Source organism: Shewanella sp. cp20 (assembly GCF_000832025.1).
In the GTDB taxonomy this organism is placed as follows: domain Bacteria; phylum Pseudomonadota; class Gammaproteobacteria; order Enterobacterales; family Shewanellaceae; genus Shewanella.
The window spans coordinates 54,526-70,753 of record NZ_JPII01000009.1 but is presented as its reverse complement, the minus strand read 5'-3'; the positions used below and the strand labels follow the sequence as shown (position 1 = coordinate 70,753).

The window sequence follows — 16,228 nt, the reverse complement described above, 5'->3', positions numbered from 1 at the left end:
TCGATTCCAATAGCATTCAGTGTCACACCCATGAACAGATTGATCACTCACTCTTGTATTATCGGCCTCATGCTGGCTGGCACAGCCAACGCCGCCAACGAGCCTATTCCTGGCACAGTCGATGATTCCCATATCAATAACATCATCAGCCACGGCGAAGGCCCGGACACCAACGTCATTCTCGACCTGGGCTGGGATTCGAAATATATCTCAGAGGGGCGCAACAACTTAGACAAGGGCGGCATCTACTGGGCAACTGCGGCCGTGCAGTTTGATGATCTCACCCTGTTTACCACGGTTGGGCGTGGCGATAGCCAATACTATATCGAGTGGAACATGGGGCTGGAGTATGGCTTCGAGCTTAGCGACAACCTGAGCGCCGCCATTGGCTACCAACGCATAGAGGCCTACGGCGACGAGCGCTGTGGCGACAACGAGCTGTTTGCCACTATGGAATATACGGCCATCGAATGGCTAACCCCCTCGCTGAGCTATACCTACTCCACCGAGGCTGGCGGCTACTTTGTCGAGGCCAGCCTGCACAGCGAATGGCCTGTGTCAGACAGACTCACCCTGACTCCCTATGTCATCCAGACATTCGATTTCCAATATGTGACCGAAGAACACGATGGCCCTAACCATTTTCAGTTTGGTGTAGAGGCCCAATATCAACTGGCCAATCGCCTGGTGCTCTCTGGCCACCTCAGCCGCACCCTGGCACAGGAAGATATTAAGCAAGAACATCCAGACACTAAGGCCAGCCTGAACAACACCTACGCCGGCTTGCACCTCACCTATAGCTTTTAGCCTCTAGGCAAGCATTAACCTCCTCATTGAAAGCTGGCTCACCATGAGCTAGCTTTATCTAACACAGGCAAGGAGTGCCTGCCCTGACTTGGAGGACACGGAATGTCTGCCCGCTATCACCCTCGATACTTTTTCGCCCCCAGCTTTACCATCAATCGCTTTATCCAAAGCTTCCTCATCCATAGCTTCGTCATGCTTAGGTTCGTCATGCTTAGCGTCATCACCCTGTCACTCTTGCCACTCGGCGCCGCACACGCCAAAGATAAGCAGCTAAAACCCGAGGTGATCACCCTACCCGCCGACGGCGCCCTGGACAGCGAAGGCAAGCCGCTCGCCATCCCCAAAAACCCCAGCAGTGCCCTTAACTATAGTGCCGGCCCGACACATACCAAGCAGCGCCGCGAGAAACGCTCCACCAACAAGCAGAAAAGCAAACGCACCAAGCCTTTGAGCCGCAAGCAGCAACTGGCCAGTCGCCAACACGTGGCGGACGATCCCAGCTGCCGCTGGCTGGACAAACGCATGTCGCATCTTGAAAACAGCCTCAAGCGGCAACAGAAACACCAGTACGGCTACCAGGACAAGGAGCTACGCGCCCGCCAAAGCGAATGGGTCTGCATGAAGTGCGGCGCCGAAGGGCCAAGCCAGAGCGATCACCACAGATGCCAATATCGGCGCTAACGCCAAACGCATTTGAAAGTCATACGCCCTGACGCGGGTCTATTGCGAAAGGGCGCACACACCTCTGGTTTGCTTGTCGCTTTACCCCTACAATGACCCCCATATGCAATCCGTCGAATTTGGAGAAAAAGATGGCTCAACATTTTGACTATATCTGTTTAGGCGCCGGCAGCGGCGGGATCGCCTCGGCCAACCGTGCGGCCATGCGCGGTGCCAAGGTACTGCTGATCGAAGCCAAGGCGCTGGGCGGCACCTGCGTTAACGTTGGCTGCGTCCCTAAGAAAGTCATGTGGTATGGCGCCCAAGTCGCCGAGGCCATGCACCTTTACGCCAAAGACTATGGCTTCGACGTATCGGTCAACAAATTCGATTGGAACAAGCTGGTCGAGAGCCGCGAGGCCTACATCGAGCGCATCCACGGCGCCTACGACCGTGGCCTGGACAGCAATGGCGTCACCCTGGTGCGCGGCTATGGCCGCTTCGTCGACAACAACACCATAGAGGTCAACGGCGAGCACTACAGCGCCGACCATATCCTAATCGCCACCGGTGGTACCCCCACCATACCTAACATTCCTGGCGCCGAATACGGCATCGACTCCGACGGTTTCTTCGCCCTCAACGAGCAGCCTAAGCGGGTAGCCGTGGTAGGCGCCGGTTATATCGCCGTCGAAGTCGCCGGCGTACTGCATGCTTTAGGCAGCGAGACTCACCTGTTTGTGCGTAAGCATGCGCCGCTACGTAACTTCGACCCTATGCTGAGCGAAGCCCTGATGGAGTCTATGGCAACCGACGGCCCTAGCCTGCATACCCATAGCATTCCAGAGTCTGTGACCAAGAACGCCGACGGCTCACTGACCCTCAAGCTGGAAAATGGCGAAAGCTATGAAGTCGACACCCTGATCTGGGCCATCGGCCGCAGTCCATCCACCGACAAGATCGGCCTGGAAAATACAGACGTTAAGCTCAACGACAAGGGCTATGTGGTAGTCGATGCCCAGCAGAACACCACTGCCAAGGGGATCTACTGTGTCGGTGACATCATAGAAGGCGGCATAGAGCTTACCCCGGTTGCGGTAAAAGCCGGTCGCCTGCTGTCGGAGCGCCTGTTTAACGGCATGACAGATGCCAAGATGGATTACAGCCTGGTGCCAACCGTGGTCTTCAGCCACCCGGCAATCGGCACCATGGGCCTCACCGAGCCAGAGGCGATCGCCCAATATGGCGAGGAGAACGTCAAGGTGTATAACTCAGGCTTCACCTCTATGTATACGGCGGTTACCGCCCATCGTCAGGCCTGCAAGATGAAGCTGGTGTGCGCCGGTAAAGAGGAGAAGGTCGTGGGCATTCACGGCATCGGCTACGGCATGGATGAGATACTGCAAGGCTTCGGCGTCGCCATCAAAATGGGCGCCACCAAGGCCGACTTCGACGCCGTCGTCGCCATCCACCCCACAGGCGCCGAAGAGTTCGTGACTATGCGTTAATCAGCTCGTTGCTTGATTGAAAGAACAGCAAAAGGCCAGACAGATGTCTGGCCTTTTTAGTGCTGCCGCGATGAGAATTGGTACTCATTTCGTGGAGATATCGGCTAACGCCCCAAGCAGGGGCAACTTTTAAGCTGGCTAAAATTAGGAGCAAAGCGACGGGAGCCAGCATAAAATTGTCCGATTGACTTGGCTTGTTAACTATTTTTTTCAACTTATTGGTTTAACTTTCTAACATGTTCGCCCCAACCAGCGGGCTCATGATTAAACTCAGCTCTACTTGGATCTTTGTCGGTTATACACGGCTTAAAAGGTGTAAATTTCAAAGGCTTTTTACCAGTATCTGATATGTCAGATAACGACCAGTTACATTGCTTTTTGATATGATTATAAGAAGCCAAGTAGCTCTTACCTTCTTCAGGTACAAACTCTAGGTTTGGTTGGCAATACTCAGTTTCAATAAAGGCCCCACGGGCTTTCATTTCGAAATTCTTTGTTCTGGAAAAAAATGCTGACATTCTAAAAGGTTCATTTGCAGGGATTTTGACTGTTACAACATTGGTATTTTCACCTTTATCTGCATACCAATCTATGCCCGCAGCAAAAGCAACATTATTTAAAATAGCAATAATTTCAGGTGATTCAGAAGAACAATAAGGAGACTCTTCCTCTCCTTTAAAATGCAATATCTTCTTATTAACGGAGTTACTGTTTTTAACAAAATTAGCGTCTTCAAATTCGATAGTTAAATTTGCCTGTTTTGAATTGGTGCTCGGCTCAACATAAGCGGGGAACATTATAGACTTTGCAGAAACACAACCGCCCAAAATAAAGATTAGTGAAACTAATGAAACTACTTTTTTCAATGTATATCCTTAAAAAGCTAACGCCTGAATAATGTGTGAGCGTAGTTTGGCAATTTTATTGCGTTTTTTGCAACTAAAAATGACAAACTATTGCGAATCACGATTCATGCTCTTATTAGGTATTCAAATACACTAATGCTCCAATAACACATACAACCAAAATGTAAAAAGCAGCTGAGCGTACCTTATTGCCAGTCTCAGAGCTAAAAAGCTCATGTACAATCACACCTCTTGGTGCTTCTTTGTGCGCTATAAGTTCAGCACCTTTTTGACCATGCTCCGGTTTAGCAATGCTAACAGTTAAAAATGAGCCTTCTTTGTGTAACTTCCTATCGAATCCTTCAATCTCACTTAAAGGTAAAAAACCATACCTCTCTGCTCCAAAATCAACAAAAGCAGCTTTTAGTGAAGGCTCAATTCTAGTAATTCTAGCTTTGAAGAAATTTCCTTTTTTAAATACATCTTGAGAAGTCAACGTTGCTCCCTGAACTCCTAACGCTTATTAGCGAGAATGCCGCCTATGTAAATCACTACTACCTAATATACATTGCGACAATTTTTTTAACCATCTGAAATTTATATCAATAATGGCATTGCATAACAAGAAAAAGCGAACGACTCAAAACAAAACGAGGCCCGCTTTTTTAAAGGAAAGAGCGAGACCTGCGATACTCCCCATTAAATAGGCAACACGATAATCCAAGTCCTTATATGCGATGCAATACGCAAAGCGGATTATCAAATTGACAGGATAGTGAGCAGATCTATCAGCCTTTTCCTTCACGCCAGCCATAGTCTACTCCTAGCAAGCAATCACCGAACATCAGCCAAAAGTGTGACTTGCGCGGCTCTGCAAAGTGAGTCAAATCCAGCATAGATAACACTCCTGCCGATCCTTGGGTTCAACAACAAAATCCCTTGTGGTCACGACAAAAAAAATTAGCTTTTCTCCGCTGGGGTTTATCAATAAGGTCGCGCCCTAAACAGGCGATGGAAGACCTCTGGCAATCGAATGATATCCAAGGAAAAAAGACCGTTCCGCCGCGGTACTACTCAATTATGGCTATAGTTAAACCAGTTGAGTTATTCCGCTGGCGGCAGGCCGCGCTTAGGTGAACTTTTACCAACGCGACACCTAGCGCCGTCGACCTAGATTGTTCGCCACGAGGCCAGCAATCATTTTGAATTTGAAAGCATTAATTTTTTGTTTTACCACTAAGGAATGTAGACATGCGTATTGCAATCTTGTCTCGTAACGAGAACTTATACTCTACCATGCGCCTGAAAGAAGCCGGCGAAGCGCGCGGCCACGAGGTGGATATCATAGACACGCTGCACTGCTACATGGATATCACCAGCAGCAACCCGACCGTGCGTTACATGGGTAAGGTGTTCCTAAGTATGATGCGGTGATCCCACGTATCGGCTCGTCGATCACCTTCTACGGCACGGCCGTGGTGCGCCAGTTCGAGATGATGGGCACCTTCTGCGTCAACGAGTCTGTGGCCATCAGCCGCTCTCGGGACAAGCTGAGATCCCTGCAACTGCTGTCGCGTAAGGGCATTGGCCTGCCGCGCACCGGATTTGCCAGCAAGCCCGACAAGATCCAGGATTTGATCAAGAATGTGGGCGGCGCGCCCTTGGTGATCAAGCTGCTGGAAGGCACACAAGGCATAGGCGTAGTATTGGCCGAAACCAATAAGGCGGCCGAGAGCGTGATCGAGGCCTTCATGGGCCTCAAGGCCAACATCCTGGTGCAGGAGTTTATCAAGGAAGCGGGCGGCGCCGATATCCGTTGCTTCGTGGTCGGCGACAAAGTGGTTGCGGCCATGAAGCGTCAGGCGGCCGAAGGCGAGTTTCGCTCTAACCTACACCGCGGCGGTGTGGCCCAGCTGGTGCGCCTGTCGAAAGATGAGCGGGCAACGGCCCTCAACGCCGCCAAGGCGATGGGGCTCAACCTGTGTGGTGTCGATATCTTGCAATCCAACAATGGTCCTGTGGTGATGGAGGTGAACTCCTCACCAGGTCTGGAAGGGATAGAACAGGCGACCGGCAAGGATGTGGCCGGGCTGATCTATGAATTTATTGAGAAAAAGGCGAAACCCAACGCCAACAGAACTCGCGGAAAAGGCTAAATGAATTCAGCACTGACCATAGCAGGGGTCGATATTCAACCCGGCACCGAGCACCAGCTCGAGCTGCCCGTTGCCAGCCTCTACACTGACACTCAGGTCTCGATTCCTGTCCATGTGATCCGGGCCAAGAAGGATGGCCCCAAGGTGTTTGTCAGCGCCGCGGTGCATGGCGATGAACTCAATGGCATTGAGATCATCCGTCGCCTGATCCAGAGCAAGCTTAAGCTGCTCAAGGGCACGCTGATCCTGGTGCCTATGGTCAATGTGTATGGGGTGCTGAACCAGAGCCGTTATATGCCCGACAGGCGCGACCTTAACCGCTGTTTTCCCGGTTCGCCCAAGGGTTCACTGGCGGGGCGGGTGGCGCATACCTTCTTAGACAGCATAGTGCAGCACTGCGACTATGGTATCGACCTGCACACCGGGGCGATCCACAGATCTAACCTGCCGCAGATCCGCGCCAACCTGGATGACGAGCAGACACTGGCCCTGGCCCAGGCCTTCGGTGTACCAGTGCTGCTTAACGCCAACGTGCGTGATGGCTCATTGCGGGAGTCGGCGGTTAACAAGGGCACCAGGGTGTTGCTGTATGAGGCAGGCCAGGCGCTCAGATTCGACGAGTTGTCGATTCAGACCGGTGAGCGGGGGATTCTCAACGTGCTGTCGGCGCTGGGGCTGATCCGCAAGCGCAGGCAGCGTAAGAAGATAGCCCCCTTCATCGCCAACCGCAGCGACTGGACTCGCGCCTCGGCCAGCGGCTTCGTGTGCGAATTTGTAAAGCTAGGCAGCTATGTGGAGAAGGGCGAGGTGCTGGCGGAGATCAACAGCCCACTGGGCGAGCTGATCCAGAGCGTGGTATCCAACCGCGCGGGCATCGTCATCGGCAAGCAGAACATCCCCCTGGTACTGGAGGGTGACGCCATGTTCCATGTGGCCTACTTTGGTAGCGCCGCCGACGAGGTGGCCGAACATATTGAGATAATGAACGATCAGATAATGCCGCTGACCACTCAGACCATCTAAGGCATGAAGAGGCATTAAGCGAGATTGAGGGACAAAGAGCGATGAACAAGATCATCATAGGCAACTTAGAGGCATGCGATCTGCCGGATCTGGGCATCAAGGATCTGCATGTGCGCATCGACACGGGCGCCAAGACCTCGGCCCTGCATGTGGATAACCTCAAACGGATCAAGGTGGGAGGACGCCCCTATGTCGCCTTCGACCTGCATCCGGATGTGTACGACTTAGAGCAGATCGTCCACTGTAAGGCCCCTGTGCATGACTCCCGCCGCATCAAGTCATCCAACGGCGAGGTGGAGCAGCGCTGCGTGATTGAGACCACACTCAAGCTGGGAGAGCATGAGTGGCCCATAGAGCTGACCCTGAGTAATCGCCAGGACATGACCTATCTGATGCTGCTGGGCAGAGAGGCGATGGGCGATCGCGTTCTGGTGGACCCGTCGGAGAGTTTTCTCATCAACGGCTAACCATCTGTTGCAGTGCCTGTTAAGGCAGGCACTCGCTCCGCCTGTGGCAATGTAAAATGCAGGCTTTCAATGGTTTAGTTAAGGGCTTTCCCTTACACTGTCCCCCAAGCTCAACCAAGGACATCCCCTATGACAATGCCAGACCCCATACCACCAACAGATCAAGCGGCCAGAGACGACCTGCTCTCCCGCGTCATCGACATTGTCAGTCATCCCGAGGCCGAAGAGCTCCCCTCGCTGGGCTTTATCAGCGACTATTCAGATGCTGATCTGGCCGACCTGCTGGAATCTGTTAGCGATCAATATCGTTCGCCTATCTGCCGTAAGATCCCTATCGACCGCGGTTGGGCGGTATTGCACCTGCTGCACTACGAGACTGCTCGCCACGTCTTAGACCTGCTGAGCCCTGAGCAGCTTCAGGGGCTGGCACGGCGTATCTCAGAGATAGATATCCTCACCTTCGCCGAGATCCTGCCCGGCGATATCGTCGAAGACTACCTGGATCAGCAAGAAGCCCTCACCACAGAGCAGATGCAGCAGGCGCTGAGCTATCAGGACGAGGCGGTCGGCCGTTATCTCAACAACGATATCCTGCGCTCACGCCCCACGGCCACGGTTGGCCGGGTGTTAGAGAGAATAAACAAGCAGAAACAGCGGGAATATGTGGCCGTCTATGGTGTGGATGCCGAGGGGCAGTTTCATGGTGGCTGCACACTGGAGCAACTCTATCGAACCGATCCCGCCACTCCCTTGGCCGAATGCCTCACCGAGCTCGAAGTGATAGGCGACGAGCAGGATATCACTAAGGTGGCGCAGCAGTTCAATCCGGTAGCGGGGTTCGCCTGGGTGCCGGTTGAGAAAGAGGGCAAGATCATCGGCGCCGTTGCCCTGTCGACCCTGATGCACCGCCTCAAGGAGCGAAGCCTTGAGGTGCTGGTATCCGAGACGCCTCAGGATGAGGAAGACCTCTTTACCCCGGTCGGTGTGGCGGCTCGCATGCGCGCCATCTGGCTCACCACTAACCTGCTGACCGCCTTCCTCGCCTCCTGGGTGATAGGCCTGTTCGGCGACGCCTTGCAGCAGGTGGTGGCGCTGGCGATCCTGATGCCAGTGGTGGCCAGCATGGGCGGCATCGCGGGTAGTCAAACCCTGGCGGTGGCGCTGCGCGGTATTGCCCTGAATCACTTGAAACGCAGCAACCTGACCATGCTGCTGGACAAGGAGCTCAAGATTGCCGCCTTCAACGGCGTGCTGCTGGGCGCGCTCATCGGCGTGGTGGTGAGTTGGTGGTTCTCCTCTCTGGCGCTAGGGGGCATCATCTTCGTGGCGATTGTGTTCAACAGCCTGGCGGCGGCCTCTTCGGGTACTGTGATCCCTTTCTTGCTCAAGCAGATGCGTATCGACCCTGCGGTAGCGGGCTCGGTGATCCTCACCACAGTCACAGATGTGGTAGGCTTCTTCATCTTCCTCGGACTGGGTAGCCTGCTCCTGCTGAGCTAGCCTGACTGAGCTTAACTGGGCCTTAGTTGGGTTTGGTTGGACTTAGTTGGACTTAGTTGGACTTAGCTGGGCTCAGTTGGGCTTGAAAACCTAGCCGAGCTGGGCGAAACCCGACACAGGTAAGATTAAAAATACCGAATCTGTGATAAAACAGCCCGAATTCGATAGAAGGTTGGCAGGCCTTATTCTGCCAACCCGGTTAAACAAGATATAGACTCGATGAAAGCATTGTTTCAAAAGTGGCCATTTCCCCCCGCTCAGGCGATCTTCTTTCTCGCCGGCGCCCTCTGTCTGACGCCGGTGATCTCCTCGCCCATCGCCCTGGTGATAGGCTTCACCTTGGCCAGCCTGGGGCTGGTGCCCCACCAGCTGGATATCGGCGCCCTGACCAAGAAGCTGCTGGCCTACGCCATTATCGGCCTCGGCTTCGGCATTCAGCTCGATGCCGCCATCAGTGCCAGTAGCCAAAATATCGGGCTGATCTTAGGCTCCATCATCTTCACCCTGCTACTGGGCACTGTGCTGGGCAGGCTGCTGAGAGTCGATGCCAAGCTGAGCCATATGATCGCCTCGGGCACGGCCATCTGTGGCGGTAGCGCCATCGCCGCCGTCGCCCCGGCCATCAAGGCCGACAGCCATGACACGGCGATCGCCCTGGCGACCGTGTTCGTGCTCAACTCCATCGCCCTGTTTCTGTTTCCCGCCCTGGGGCATCTGCTGCAGCTAAGCCAGTATCACTTCGGCGTGTGGAGTGCCATCGCCATTCACGACACCTCCTCGGTGGTCGGCGCCGCCTCGGCCTATGGTGATGAGGCGCTGCGCACCGCCACCACACTCAAACTGGCCAGAGCCCTGTGGATAGTGCCCGTGGCACTGGTGAGCGCCATGGCCTTCGGGGGCAATCGACGCAAGGTCGCCGTACCTTTCTTTATTCTCTTCTACTGTCTGGCGATACTGCTGGCGCACTTTGTGCCCCAGGGGCAGGTGCTGTATGACGGCATCTTTGCCCTGTCTAAACGTGTGTTGGTGCTCTGCCTGTTTATGATTGGTGCAGGGATCACCATAGGCAAGATGCGCCAGGCAGGAATGCGGCCTATGGCCCTGGGATTACTGCTCTGGCTGATTATCGGCGCGGGATCTTTGCTCTATATCGTCAACTTTAGCTGAGGAACGCCACACCAGGCTCACTATGGCGATAAAGGCCGCCAGCTCCACCAGGGAGCGAGCGAGTCCTGTGGTGAGCCAGGACGCCAACAGGAAGGCGCAACACAAAAGCACTAGCCACTTTTTCATCTTTGCCTCCTTTAAGTTTAACGAAAGAGTCTGGCGAAATGATTAAGTGGCTATTATTTATTGCCGCCGAAAACTCAGCAAATATCCGTTTTTACTAACAAATAGCTGAATCGGCTAAGGACTAAATCGACTAACTTATGACGGCGTAGGGATCCTTGTCGGCATCACTATTCCACTGATATTCGGTAAGCACCTCTATCTTCCTCGCCTGGGCCTCACCAAACTGCTGCACGATATAGAAGAGCGCCGCGTCTGTGCCGGCCGACACGCCTGACGAGGTCAAGAAACGGCCATCGTCCACCCAGCGGGCGCTAGGCTGCCAGATCACCTTATCGTTTAATCCCGTCACCCAGGCATAGGCCATCTTATTGGTGGTGGCGCTCACGCCATTAAGCAGATCCGTCTTAGCCAGCAGGGCCGCACCGGTACACACGGAGAACACCTTCTTGGACACCTGCACCTGACGTGTCAGCCAGGTTAACAGACGAGTATCGTCCACCAACTTGCGCGTCCCCATGCCGCCGGGGATCAATAGGAGATCGCACTCGACCACATCATCGAGCAGCCTGTCGGCGACCACTCTCGGCCCCTGGTAACTGCGCACGATAGTCTTAGGGCCGATCAGGGTGATCTCGACGCTAGGCAGATGCCCCAGCATCTCGATGGGACCATGAAGATCTAAGGTTTCATAGTCGTCAAACACCAGAGCCAACACCTTGAGTGGCGCGTGAGTATCGGCAAATAACTTGGGGGAAAGGCCCGCGGCGAGAAGTGCACCGCCGGCCAACATAAATTCTCTTCTGTTCATCGATAACCTAAGCCAGTTTCAATAGGCCGCCAGTGTAACCGCCAGGGCCGACCCCTTCAGCTCGGCCTGAGACTTCTGCTAACCAGCACGCAAATCCCCTGAAACTATGATATCTGACCAAGACTGCTTCAGTAGAAGGGAGTCGGATCGACGCCTAGGCTGCTTGGCGAGACACCGCGCTCGATATGCAGATCGGACTTAAGCAGATCCACCATGGTGACCTCGGTATAGTGTTTATGTTTCAGCGAATAGAAGGTCTTAAGCACCGGATGCAGGGCATCTCTGTCTTTGGCCTCCCAGACGATACCGACGCGGCCGTCAGAGAGCTGCACCAGAGAACCCACCGGATAGACACCGACACAGCGGATAAATTCATACACCAGCTTCTCATCCAAATGAAAGGGCGTCAGGCTGAGTAAGATCTTAAACGCCGCGGCCGGGCTCATCGCCTCCTTGTAACAACGGGTCGCCGTCAGGGCGTCGAAGATATCCACGATACAACTCATGCGTCCGTGGAGGGAGATCTCCTCCCCCTCGAGACCATTGGGATAGCCCTTGCCGTCAAGCTTCTCGTGGTGCATCAGGCAGACATCACGGCTGATCTGCGACAGGCCTGTGGTCTCGGCCAAGATCTCCTGCGCATACACCTGATGCAGCTTCATATGCTCGAACTCTTCCGGCGTCAGGCGACCGGGCTTGTGCAGAATACGGTTATTGACCCGCACCTTGCCGATATCATGCAAGATACCGCCAACCGCCAACTGTTTGAGCTCGCTACGCTTTAGCTTGAGGTAACGACCAAAGGTCACCAGGAGGAAGGCGACATTGATGGAGTGCTCCAGCAGGTAGGCGTCTTTAGAACGCAGCGCCGAGATACACTTTAAGGCGTCGGCATCGTGCATGACAGACTCGAGCATCTTGTCCGCCAGCGCCTCGAAAGGCGCCACCTCGACCGCCTTACCCTCGAAGGTCTCAGACAAGACCTTCTTCACCAGATCTTTCGCCTCGCTCATCAGGCGCTTGGCCTTGTCCTGAGACTGCTCCCTGGTCAGGCGCATTGTTTTTTCTGGCTGCCGCCTCGGCTTGAGTCCGCAGCCTGGTGCCGACTTTTCCAGGTCGATCCAGACATACTGGATACCGTTACGCACCAGTTTTTCTATGGCTTGTCGATCTTTAATCTGTCCCGGATTGGTGATATTGACTCTTCCCTGATGATCGATAGCCGCAACATACATGCCCAGCGCCAGGTTTGGCACCGGCACCTTCATGACATCCGCTTTTTCGTTCACGCTTTCGGTCATACCGCTTATCCCAAAAAATCACCCGGTTTTCGCATCCACTCCTTCTTAGCCTAGTCTATATCCCTTAGGTTCGGTGCGATTGCCTGTGAAAACACTGTGATAGGAGAGAGTTATAGTATGCCTGGGCGCGAAAAATCACCAGCGGCCAACGAGGATAGTTTCAGCTTCTATGCCCTTCTACCCCCAATATTTGACGCTGAAAAGTGAGACAAGCTCTTGTAAAGCAAAGACTAATATACTGCTACAAGAAGGTACATTCGATGGCATCGATCAGCCACCGGCGCCGGGCACAATTGACGCACGAGCGCTCGATATCGTCGACCTGTTCATCCTCATCATCGGCAATGAAGCCGCCGCACTGGGCCGCCAGTTGCCGCGAGGCGCCATACTCCTCCCCATCTAGGGTCAGTTGCCAGCGCCCGTCAGTTTGCTCAAATGCTTGCTGCATGGTGTTCCTCACTGATTTTACTCATAGGCCAATTAAAGAGCTGGCCCACTAGTTTTGTCCCGCTAATAGTGTTTGAGCTGCTGCTTGAGGGCGTTACGCCAACGGCCCTGCTCCTGATACACCAGCAGGGAGACCTGATGATCCCGGTAGACGGCCTTCACCTTGCCCGACAGGTAGAGAGGGGTCTTAAAGCAGAGCTGCTCGCCACTATCGCTGAGTACACGGTCGACGCCGGTCAGCTCGATCACCTCGCCCACAGACAGCGACACCTCCCCCGCCTCTAACCCAGGCAGTTTAAACTGCCCCTTGATGCGACCATCGTTGCCCTGCAACCTCAGCCCCAGACCGGCTAAGGCGCCAATCACCCCCTGCCCCGTGCCGCCATGTTCGCTCAGGTGTATGCCCAGCTCCTCGGCCAGGGCGTAGGCTTGCGCCTTGGTTTTCACCTCCTCCTTGGCCTGCTCGCCGAAGGCGATGAGGGGAGCTTGCTGAAATGGGGTGTGCAGATCCAGCAGGGCGATGCCGGGATCGGCCGCGGCAGCGCTCTGACTGCACAGATGCGCCACGGCAATATCCAAAATCTCCTCTTGCGACTTAGTGGTACGCACCTGAAAACACATGGCGCTGTTGTGTGAGGTATAGGGGATATCCGGATGCACGTATAGCTGATGCCGGGTGACGAAGGCGCAGCGACTCAGGTGATTATCACTCAGTAGCTCGGCTATCTCCTCGGCGATCTCCCCGGTCCCCTTAGTGCCGATATCGTCGGTATCGTCGATACACACCAACCAAGATCTCAACCCAGATGCTCTTACCATGCTTAAATCTCCTCTCTATCTATCAGATCGTGGCTGCGCAGCCGCTCCAACACGGGCGGAACGAGCAAGGCCGCCAGCAGGGCGAAGAAGCTGCCAAACACCAGACTCTTACCAAATTGCAGCGCCACGACTTGTGGACTCAGGCCCACCAGCAGCCCCTCGATCAGCCCCTTACTGGCCCAGGCCAGGGTAGCCACCAGCGCCAGTATGATGCAGCGCCACTTGAGTACCAGCACGCTAGGCAGCAACAGGAGACAGAGATCCATGGCGATCGCCGGCAAGCCAAACTTGATCAGCAGCAAGGGACCGCCTTTGCCGACGCCCAAGATCATGGCCATCATGCCCGCCAGCAGGCCACACAGGCTGATGGCACCGCGTTTACCCACAGTGCCGTAGCAGATCAGGTAAAAGAAGCTCATCAGGAACATAGAGTGTCCCGACAGCCCCAGCTTTAGCCTCAGCATCCCCTTCAATGCCACCAAGAGGGTGGCACAGAAGCCGATAAACAGGGCGTCGTGTAGGTTGAATCCTTTATTATTCATCATGATATTTCTCACTAATAGGGCCAATGGGTCGGCTTGGGATGACGACCAAACTGGCGCAGTCTGGCCGCGGTGGCCATCTGCTTGGATAGCTTTAACAGCTGGATCAGCAAAGGGTAGAGCACGCAATAGATCAGCTCACGCCAATGCTGAGGGCGCCACAGGGACTTGAGCCGAATATTGGCGCCGCGCATCACCTGCATCTGATAGATCTCCCGCGTCTCCTGCCCAAGATAGGGCAGAATGCCGAAACAGGCGGCCAGCACGAAGGCCCACTTATGGGGCAGGCAATAGCTGAGCACCTCCCCCATCCGCTGGGGCGAGCAAGTGATCGACAGCCACCAGCCTGGGATCATGGCCATCAAGATACGGCAGACGGCGATGAGCCCCTCGGGCAGGCGCTCGACCCCATGAAGCAGCAGATACAACAGGCTGGTGATCACCAACTGGCTGACGAAGATCAGCAGTAGCCCCTTGAGCCGCCCGCCCAGATATCGGCCCTGCACCAGCAAGAGCAGATTGATCAGCCCCAGATAATGCAGCCAGGACAGCGGCAGGAGGAAGGCGCCACTGGCCAACCCCAGGGCGAGCAGGATAGACAATGCACACCAGCGGGTGTCGTTAATGGCGAAGTGGCGTTTAGTACGGCGCCCCAGGGGCGCACGCACGCCGCGTCTAGCCCACACGAGAGTACGCCTGACTATCGGCGACCGGTGAGGCGGAGTGGCACTCGAGACGGGCATCGACCACCCACCAGAGACGATCCACCGGCAGCGCCGCAATCGGCCTGTGACTGGCGATCACCAGGGCGGTGCCCTGCCGGCTCAGCTCGAGAAGCAGCGCCACTATCTTGTCGGTAAAGTGGGCATCGAGCCCGGCAAAGGGGTCGTCTAACAGCAGCAGCTTGGGCCTGAGACAGGCAAGAGATGCCAAGGCGACCAGATGCTGCTGGCCGTAAGAGAGCGTATGGGGCGAGTGTCGCGCCAAGGTGGTCAGCCCGAGTTGTCCCAGCAGGGCGATGGCCCTATCCAGCGGCAGGCCGTAACGCTTGAGGCTAAACTGCATCTCCTCAATCACGGTATTTTCAAACAGTTGCCGACTCGGCCTCTGGTGCAGCAAGGCCAGATCGGCGCCGAAGCGTCCCAACTTGGGACGCTGACCAAACACCTTGATGCCTAAGGGATCTATGCCCGCCTGGATACCCGCCAGACTCTTGAGCAGTGTGCTCTTACCGCAGCCATTGTCGCCCACCAGCGCCGCAATCTCACCGGGAAAGAGCAGCAGGGACTCGGCATCGAACAGCTTCTGACACTCACGAAATGCCAGGGTAAAACCATGGCTGTCGATGACGGCGCTTCCCTGAGGCCAGCAGGGCGACTCGCGCCAACACACCTGCTCGGGGCTCGTATCCATCTCTTGCGCCGATAACGCCTGCAACTGACCCTGGCTTAACTGCCATCTGTGGGTCACTAGATCCTTGAAGACCCCCTGGTGGTGCTCGACGATCAACAGGGCAACCCCCTGCTGCCTGAGCTGGGTTAGTACGGCCGACAGCTCCTGCACACCCTGATCGTCCAGCTGGGCCCAAGGCTCATCCAGCAAGAGTAGATCCGGCTCAAGCACCAGCTGGGCGGCGATCATCAGACGATAGCGCTGACCCAGCGAGAGGCTAGTGATCGGCGTGTCCAGGCTGATGTAGAGGCCGACCCGCCGCAGCGCCGAACGCACCTGCAGCAACATCTCATGGCTGGCGACCCCTAGGTTTTCGAGGGCGAAGGCCACCTCGGCCCCCAGGGTCTGGCGCAGCAGCTGCACATTGGGGTCCTGCATCACCACCCCAAGGGTGGCCCCATCGGCTATCTCCCGCTCACCCTCCCAGGGGCGCTCCAGGATCCCCAGCAAGAGCTTGAGCAGGGTCGACTTACCACAGCCGGTATAGCCGTGAATAAGATGACACTCACCGGCAGCTATGGTCAGATTGAGATCCTCAAACAGCGGCTGCGCCGCTGTCTGGAAGTTAAAATGGATCTGACTGAGTCGCACCAGGGCCAT

17 protein-coding genes and 1 pseudogene are annotated in these 16,228 nt (G+C 55.3%); 8 read left to right on the top strand and 10 right to left on the bottom strand.

What is annotated here, in order from left to right; genetic code table 11:
• Window positions 1-30 precede the first annotated feature (30 nt).
• From DB48_RS02650 to gorA, 3 genes are all read left to right on the top strand, one after another.
• Window positions 31-807 (top strand): hypothetical protein, encoded by a 777-nt coding sequence (locus DB48_RS02650; RefSeq protein WP_041508788.1) that lies wholly within the window; start codon window positions 31-33, stop codon window positions 805-807.
• Between the two features lie 102 nt (window positions 808-909).
• On the top strand, window positions 910-1,488 hold the full coding sequence (locus DB48_RS02645; protein ID WP_052813631.1) for a hypothetical protein: 579 nt from the start codon (window positions 910-912) through the stop codon (window positions 1,486-1,488).
• Window positions 1,489-1,619: 131 nt separating this feature from the next.
• The gene (gorA, locus tag DB48_RS02640; protein ID WP_041508787.1) at window positions 1,620-2,975 is read left to right on the top strand and encodes a glutathione-disulfide reductase; all 1,356 of its coding nucleotides are present in this window, start codon (window positions 1,620-1,622) and stop codon (window positions 2,973-2,975) included.
• A 215-nt stretch (window positions 2,976-3,190) separates the two neighbouring features.
• Here gorA and DB48_RS02635 read toward each other — a convergent pair whose 3' ends face one another.
• Together DB48_RS02635 and DB48_RS20595 are read right to left on the bottom strand one after the other, a co-directional pair.
• Window positions 3,191-3,841 (bottom strand): hypothetical protein, encoded by a 651-nt coding sequence (locus DB48_RS02635; RefSeq protein WP_041508786.1) that lies wholly within the window; start codon window positions 3,839-3,841, stop codon window positions 3,191-3,193.
• A gap of 115 nt (window positions 3,842-3,956) precedes the next feature.
• Complete coding sequence (locus DB48_RS20595; protein WP_041508785.1) at window positions 3,957-4,316, bottom strand: S1 RNA-binding domain-containing protein; 360 nt, start codon at window positions 4,314-4,316, stop codon at window positions 3,957-3,959.
• 755 nt (window positions 4,317-5,071) lie between these two features.
• On the opposite strand from DB48_RS20595, the pseudogene rimK reads away from it, so the two are divergent.
• From rimK to DB48_RS02605, 5 genes and pseudogenes are all read left to right on the top strand, one after another.
• Window positions 5,072-5,976 (top strand): annotated as a pseudogene (rimK, locus tag DB48_RS02625) (30S ribosomal protein S6--L-glutamate ligase).
• A complete protein-coding gene (locus tag DB48_RS02620; RefSeq protein WP_041508784.1) occupies window positions 5,977-6,999 on the top strand; it encodes a succinylglutamate desuccinylase/aspartoacylase family protein in 1,023 nt (340 codons plus the stop codon).
• A gap of 41 nt (window positions 7,000-7,040) precedes the next feature.
• Entirely contained in the window at window positions 7,041-7,466 is a 426-nt protein-coding gene (locus DB48_RS02615; protein WP_041508783.1) for an ATP-dependent zinc protease family protein, read from the top strand.
• Window positions 7,467-7,595: 129 nt separating this feature from the next.
• Complete coding sequence (locus tag DB48_RS02610; protein ID WP_041508782.1) at window positions 7,596-8,966, top strand: magnesium transporter; 1,371 nt, start codon at window positions 7,596-7,598, stop codon at window positions 8,964-8,966.
• 219 nt (window positions 8,967-9,185) lie between these two features.
• Window positions 9,186-10,133, top strand: coding sequence for a YeiH family protein (locus tag DB48_RS02605; protein ID WP_052813630.1), 948 nt, complete (start codon window positions 9,186-9,188; stop codon window positions 10,131-10,133).
• Here DB48_RS02605 and DB48_RS20030 read toward each other — a convergent pair.
• The 8 genes from DB48_RS20030 to DB48_RS02570 all read right to left on the bottom strand — a co-directional run bounded on the left by DB48_RS20030 (window position 10,074) and on the right by DB48_RS02570 (window position 16,228).
• Window positions 10,074-10,259 (bottom strand): hypothetical protein, encoded by a 186-nt coding sequence (locus tag DB48_RS20030; RefSeq protein WP_152619081.1) that lies wholly within the window; start codon window positions 10,257-10,259, stop codon window positions 10,074-10,076. The two genes, DB48_RS02605 and DB48_RS20030, sit on opposite strands and share 60 nt — an antisense overlap.
• A 130-nt stretch (window positions 10,260-10,389) precedes the next feature.
• Window positions 10,390-11,067 carry a DJ-1/PfpI family protein gene (locus DB48_RS02600; protein WP_041508781.1) on the bottom strand — a complete coding sequence of 226 codons (678 nt, stop codon included), beginning with the start codon at window positions 11,065-11,067 and terminating at the stop codon, window positions 10,390-10,392.
• Window positions 11,068-11,195: 128 nt separating this feature from the next.
• Window positions 11,196-12,368 (bottom strand): HD-GYP domain-containing protein, encoded by a 1,173-nt coding sequence (locus DB48_RS02595; protein WP_041508780.1) that lies wholly within the window; start codon window positions 12,366-12,368, stop codon window positions 11,196-11,198.
• Between the two features lie 241 nt (window positions 12,369-12,609).
• Window positions 12,610-12,816, bottom strand: coding sequence for a hypothetical protein (locus tag DB48_RS02590; RefSeq protein ID WP_041508779.1), 207 nt, complete (start codon window positions 12,814-12,816; stop codon window positions 12,610-12,612).
• Between the two features lie 62 nt (window positions 12,817-12,878).
• On the bottom strand, window positions 12,879-13,616 hold the full coding sequence (locus tag DB48_RS02585) for a DNA-binding protein (protein WP_041508778.1): 738 nt from the start codon (window positions 13,614-13,616) through the stop codon (window positions 12,879-12,881).
• Window positions 13,617-13,636: 20 nt separating this feature from the next.
• Window positions 13,637-14,176, bottom strand: a complete 540-nt coding sequence (locus DB48_RS02580; protein WP_041508968.1) for a hypothetical protein — start codon at window positions 14,174-14,176, stop codon at window positions 13,637-13,639.
• 14 nt (window positions 14,177-14,190) lie between these two features.
• Window positions 14,191-14,862 carry an energy-coupling factor transporter transmembrane component T gene (locus tag DB48_RS02575; protein WP_041508777.1) on the bottom strand — a complete coding sequence of 224 codons (672 nt, stop codon included), beginning with the start codon at window positions 14,860-14,862 and terminating at the stop codon, window positions 14,191-14,193.
• The gene (locus DB48_RS02570) at window positions 14,852-16,228 is read right to left on the bottom strand and encodes an ATP-binding cassette domain-containing protein (protein WP_041508776.1); all 1,377 of its coding nucleotides are present in this window, start codon (window positions 16,226-16,228) and stop codon (window positions 14,852-14,854) included. The genes DB48_RS02575 and DB48_RS02570 overlap by 11 nt, the downstream gene beginning before the upstream one ends.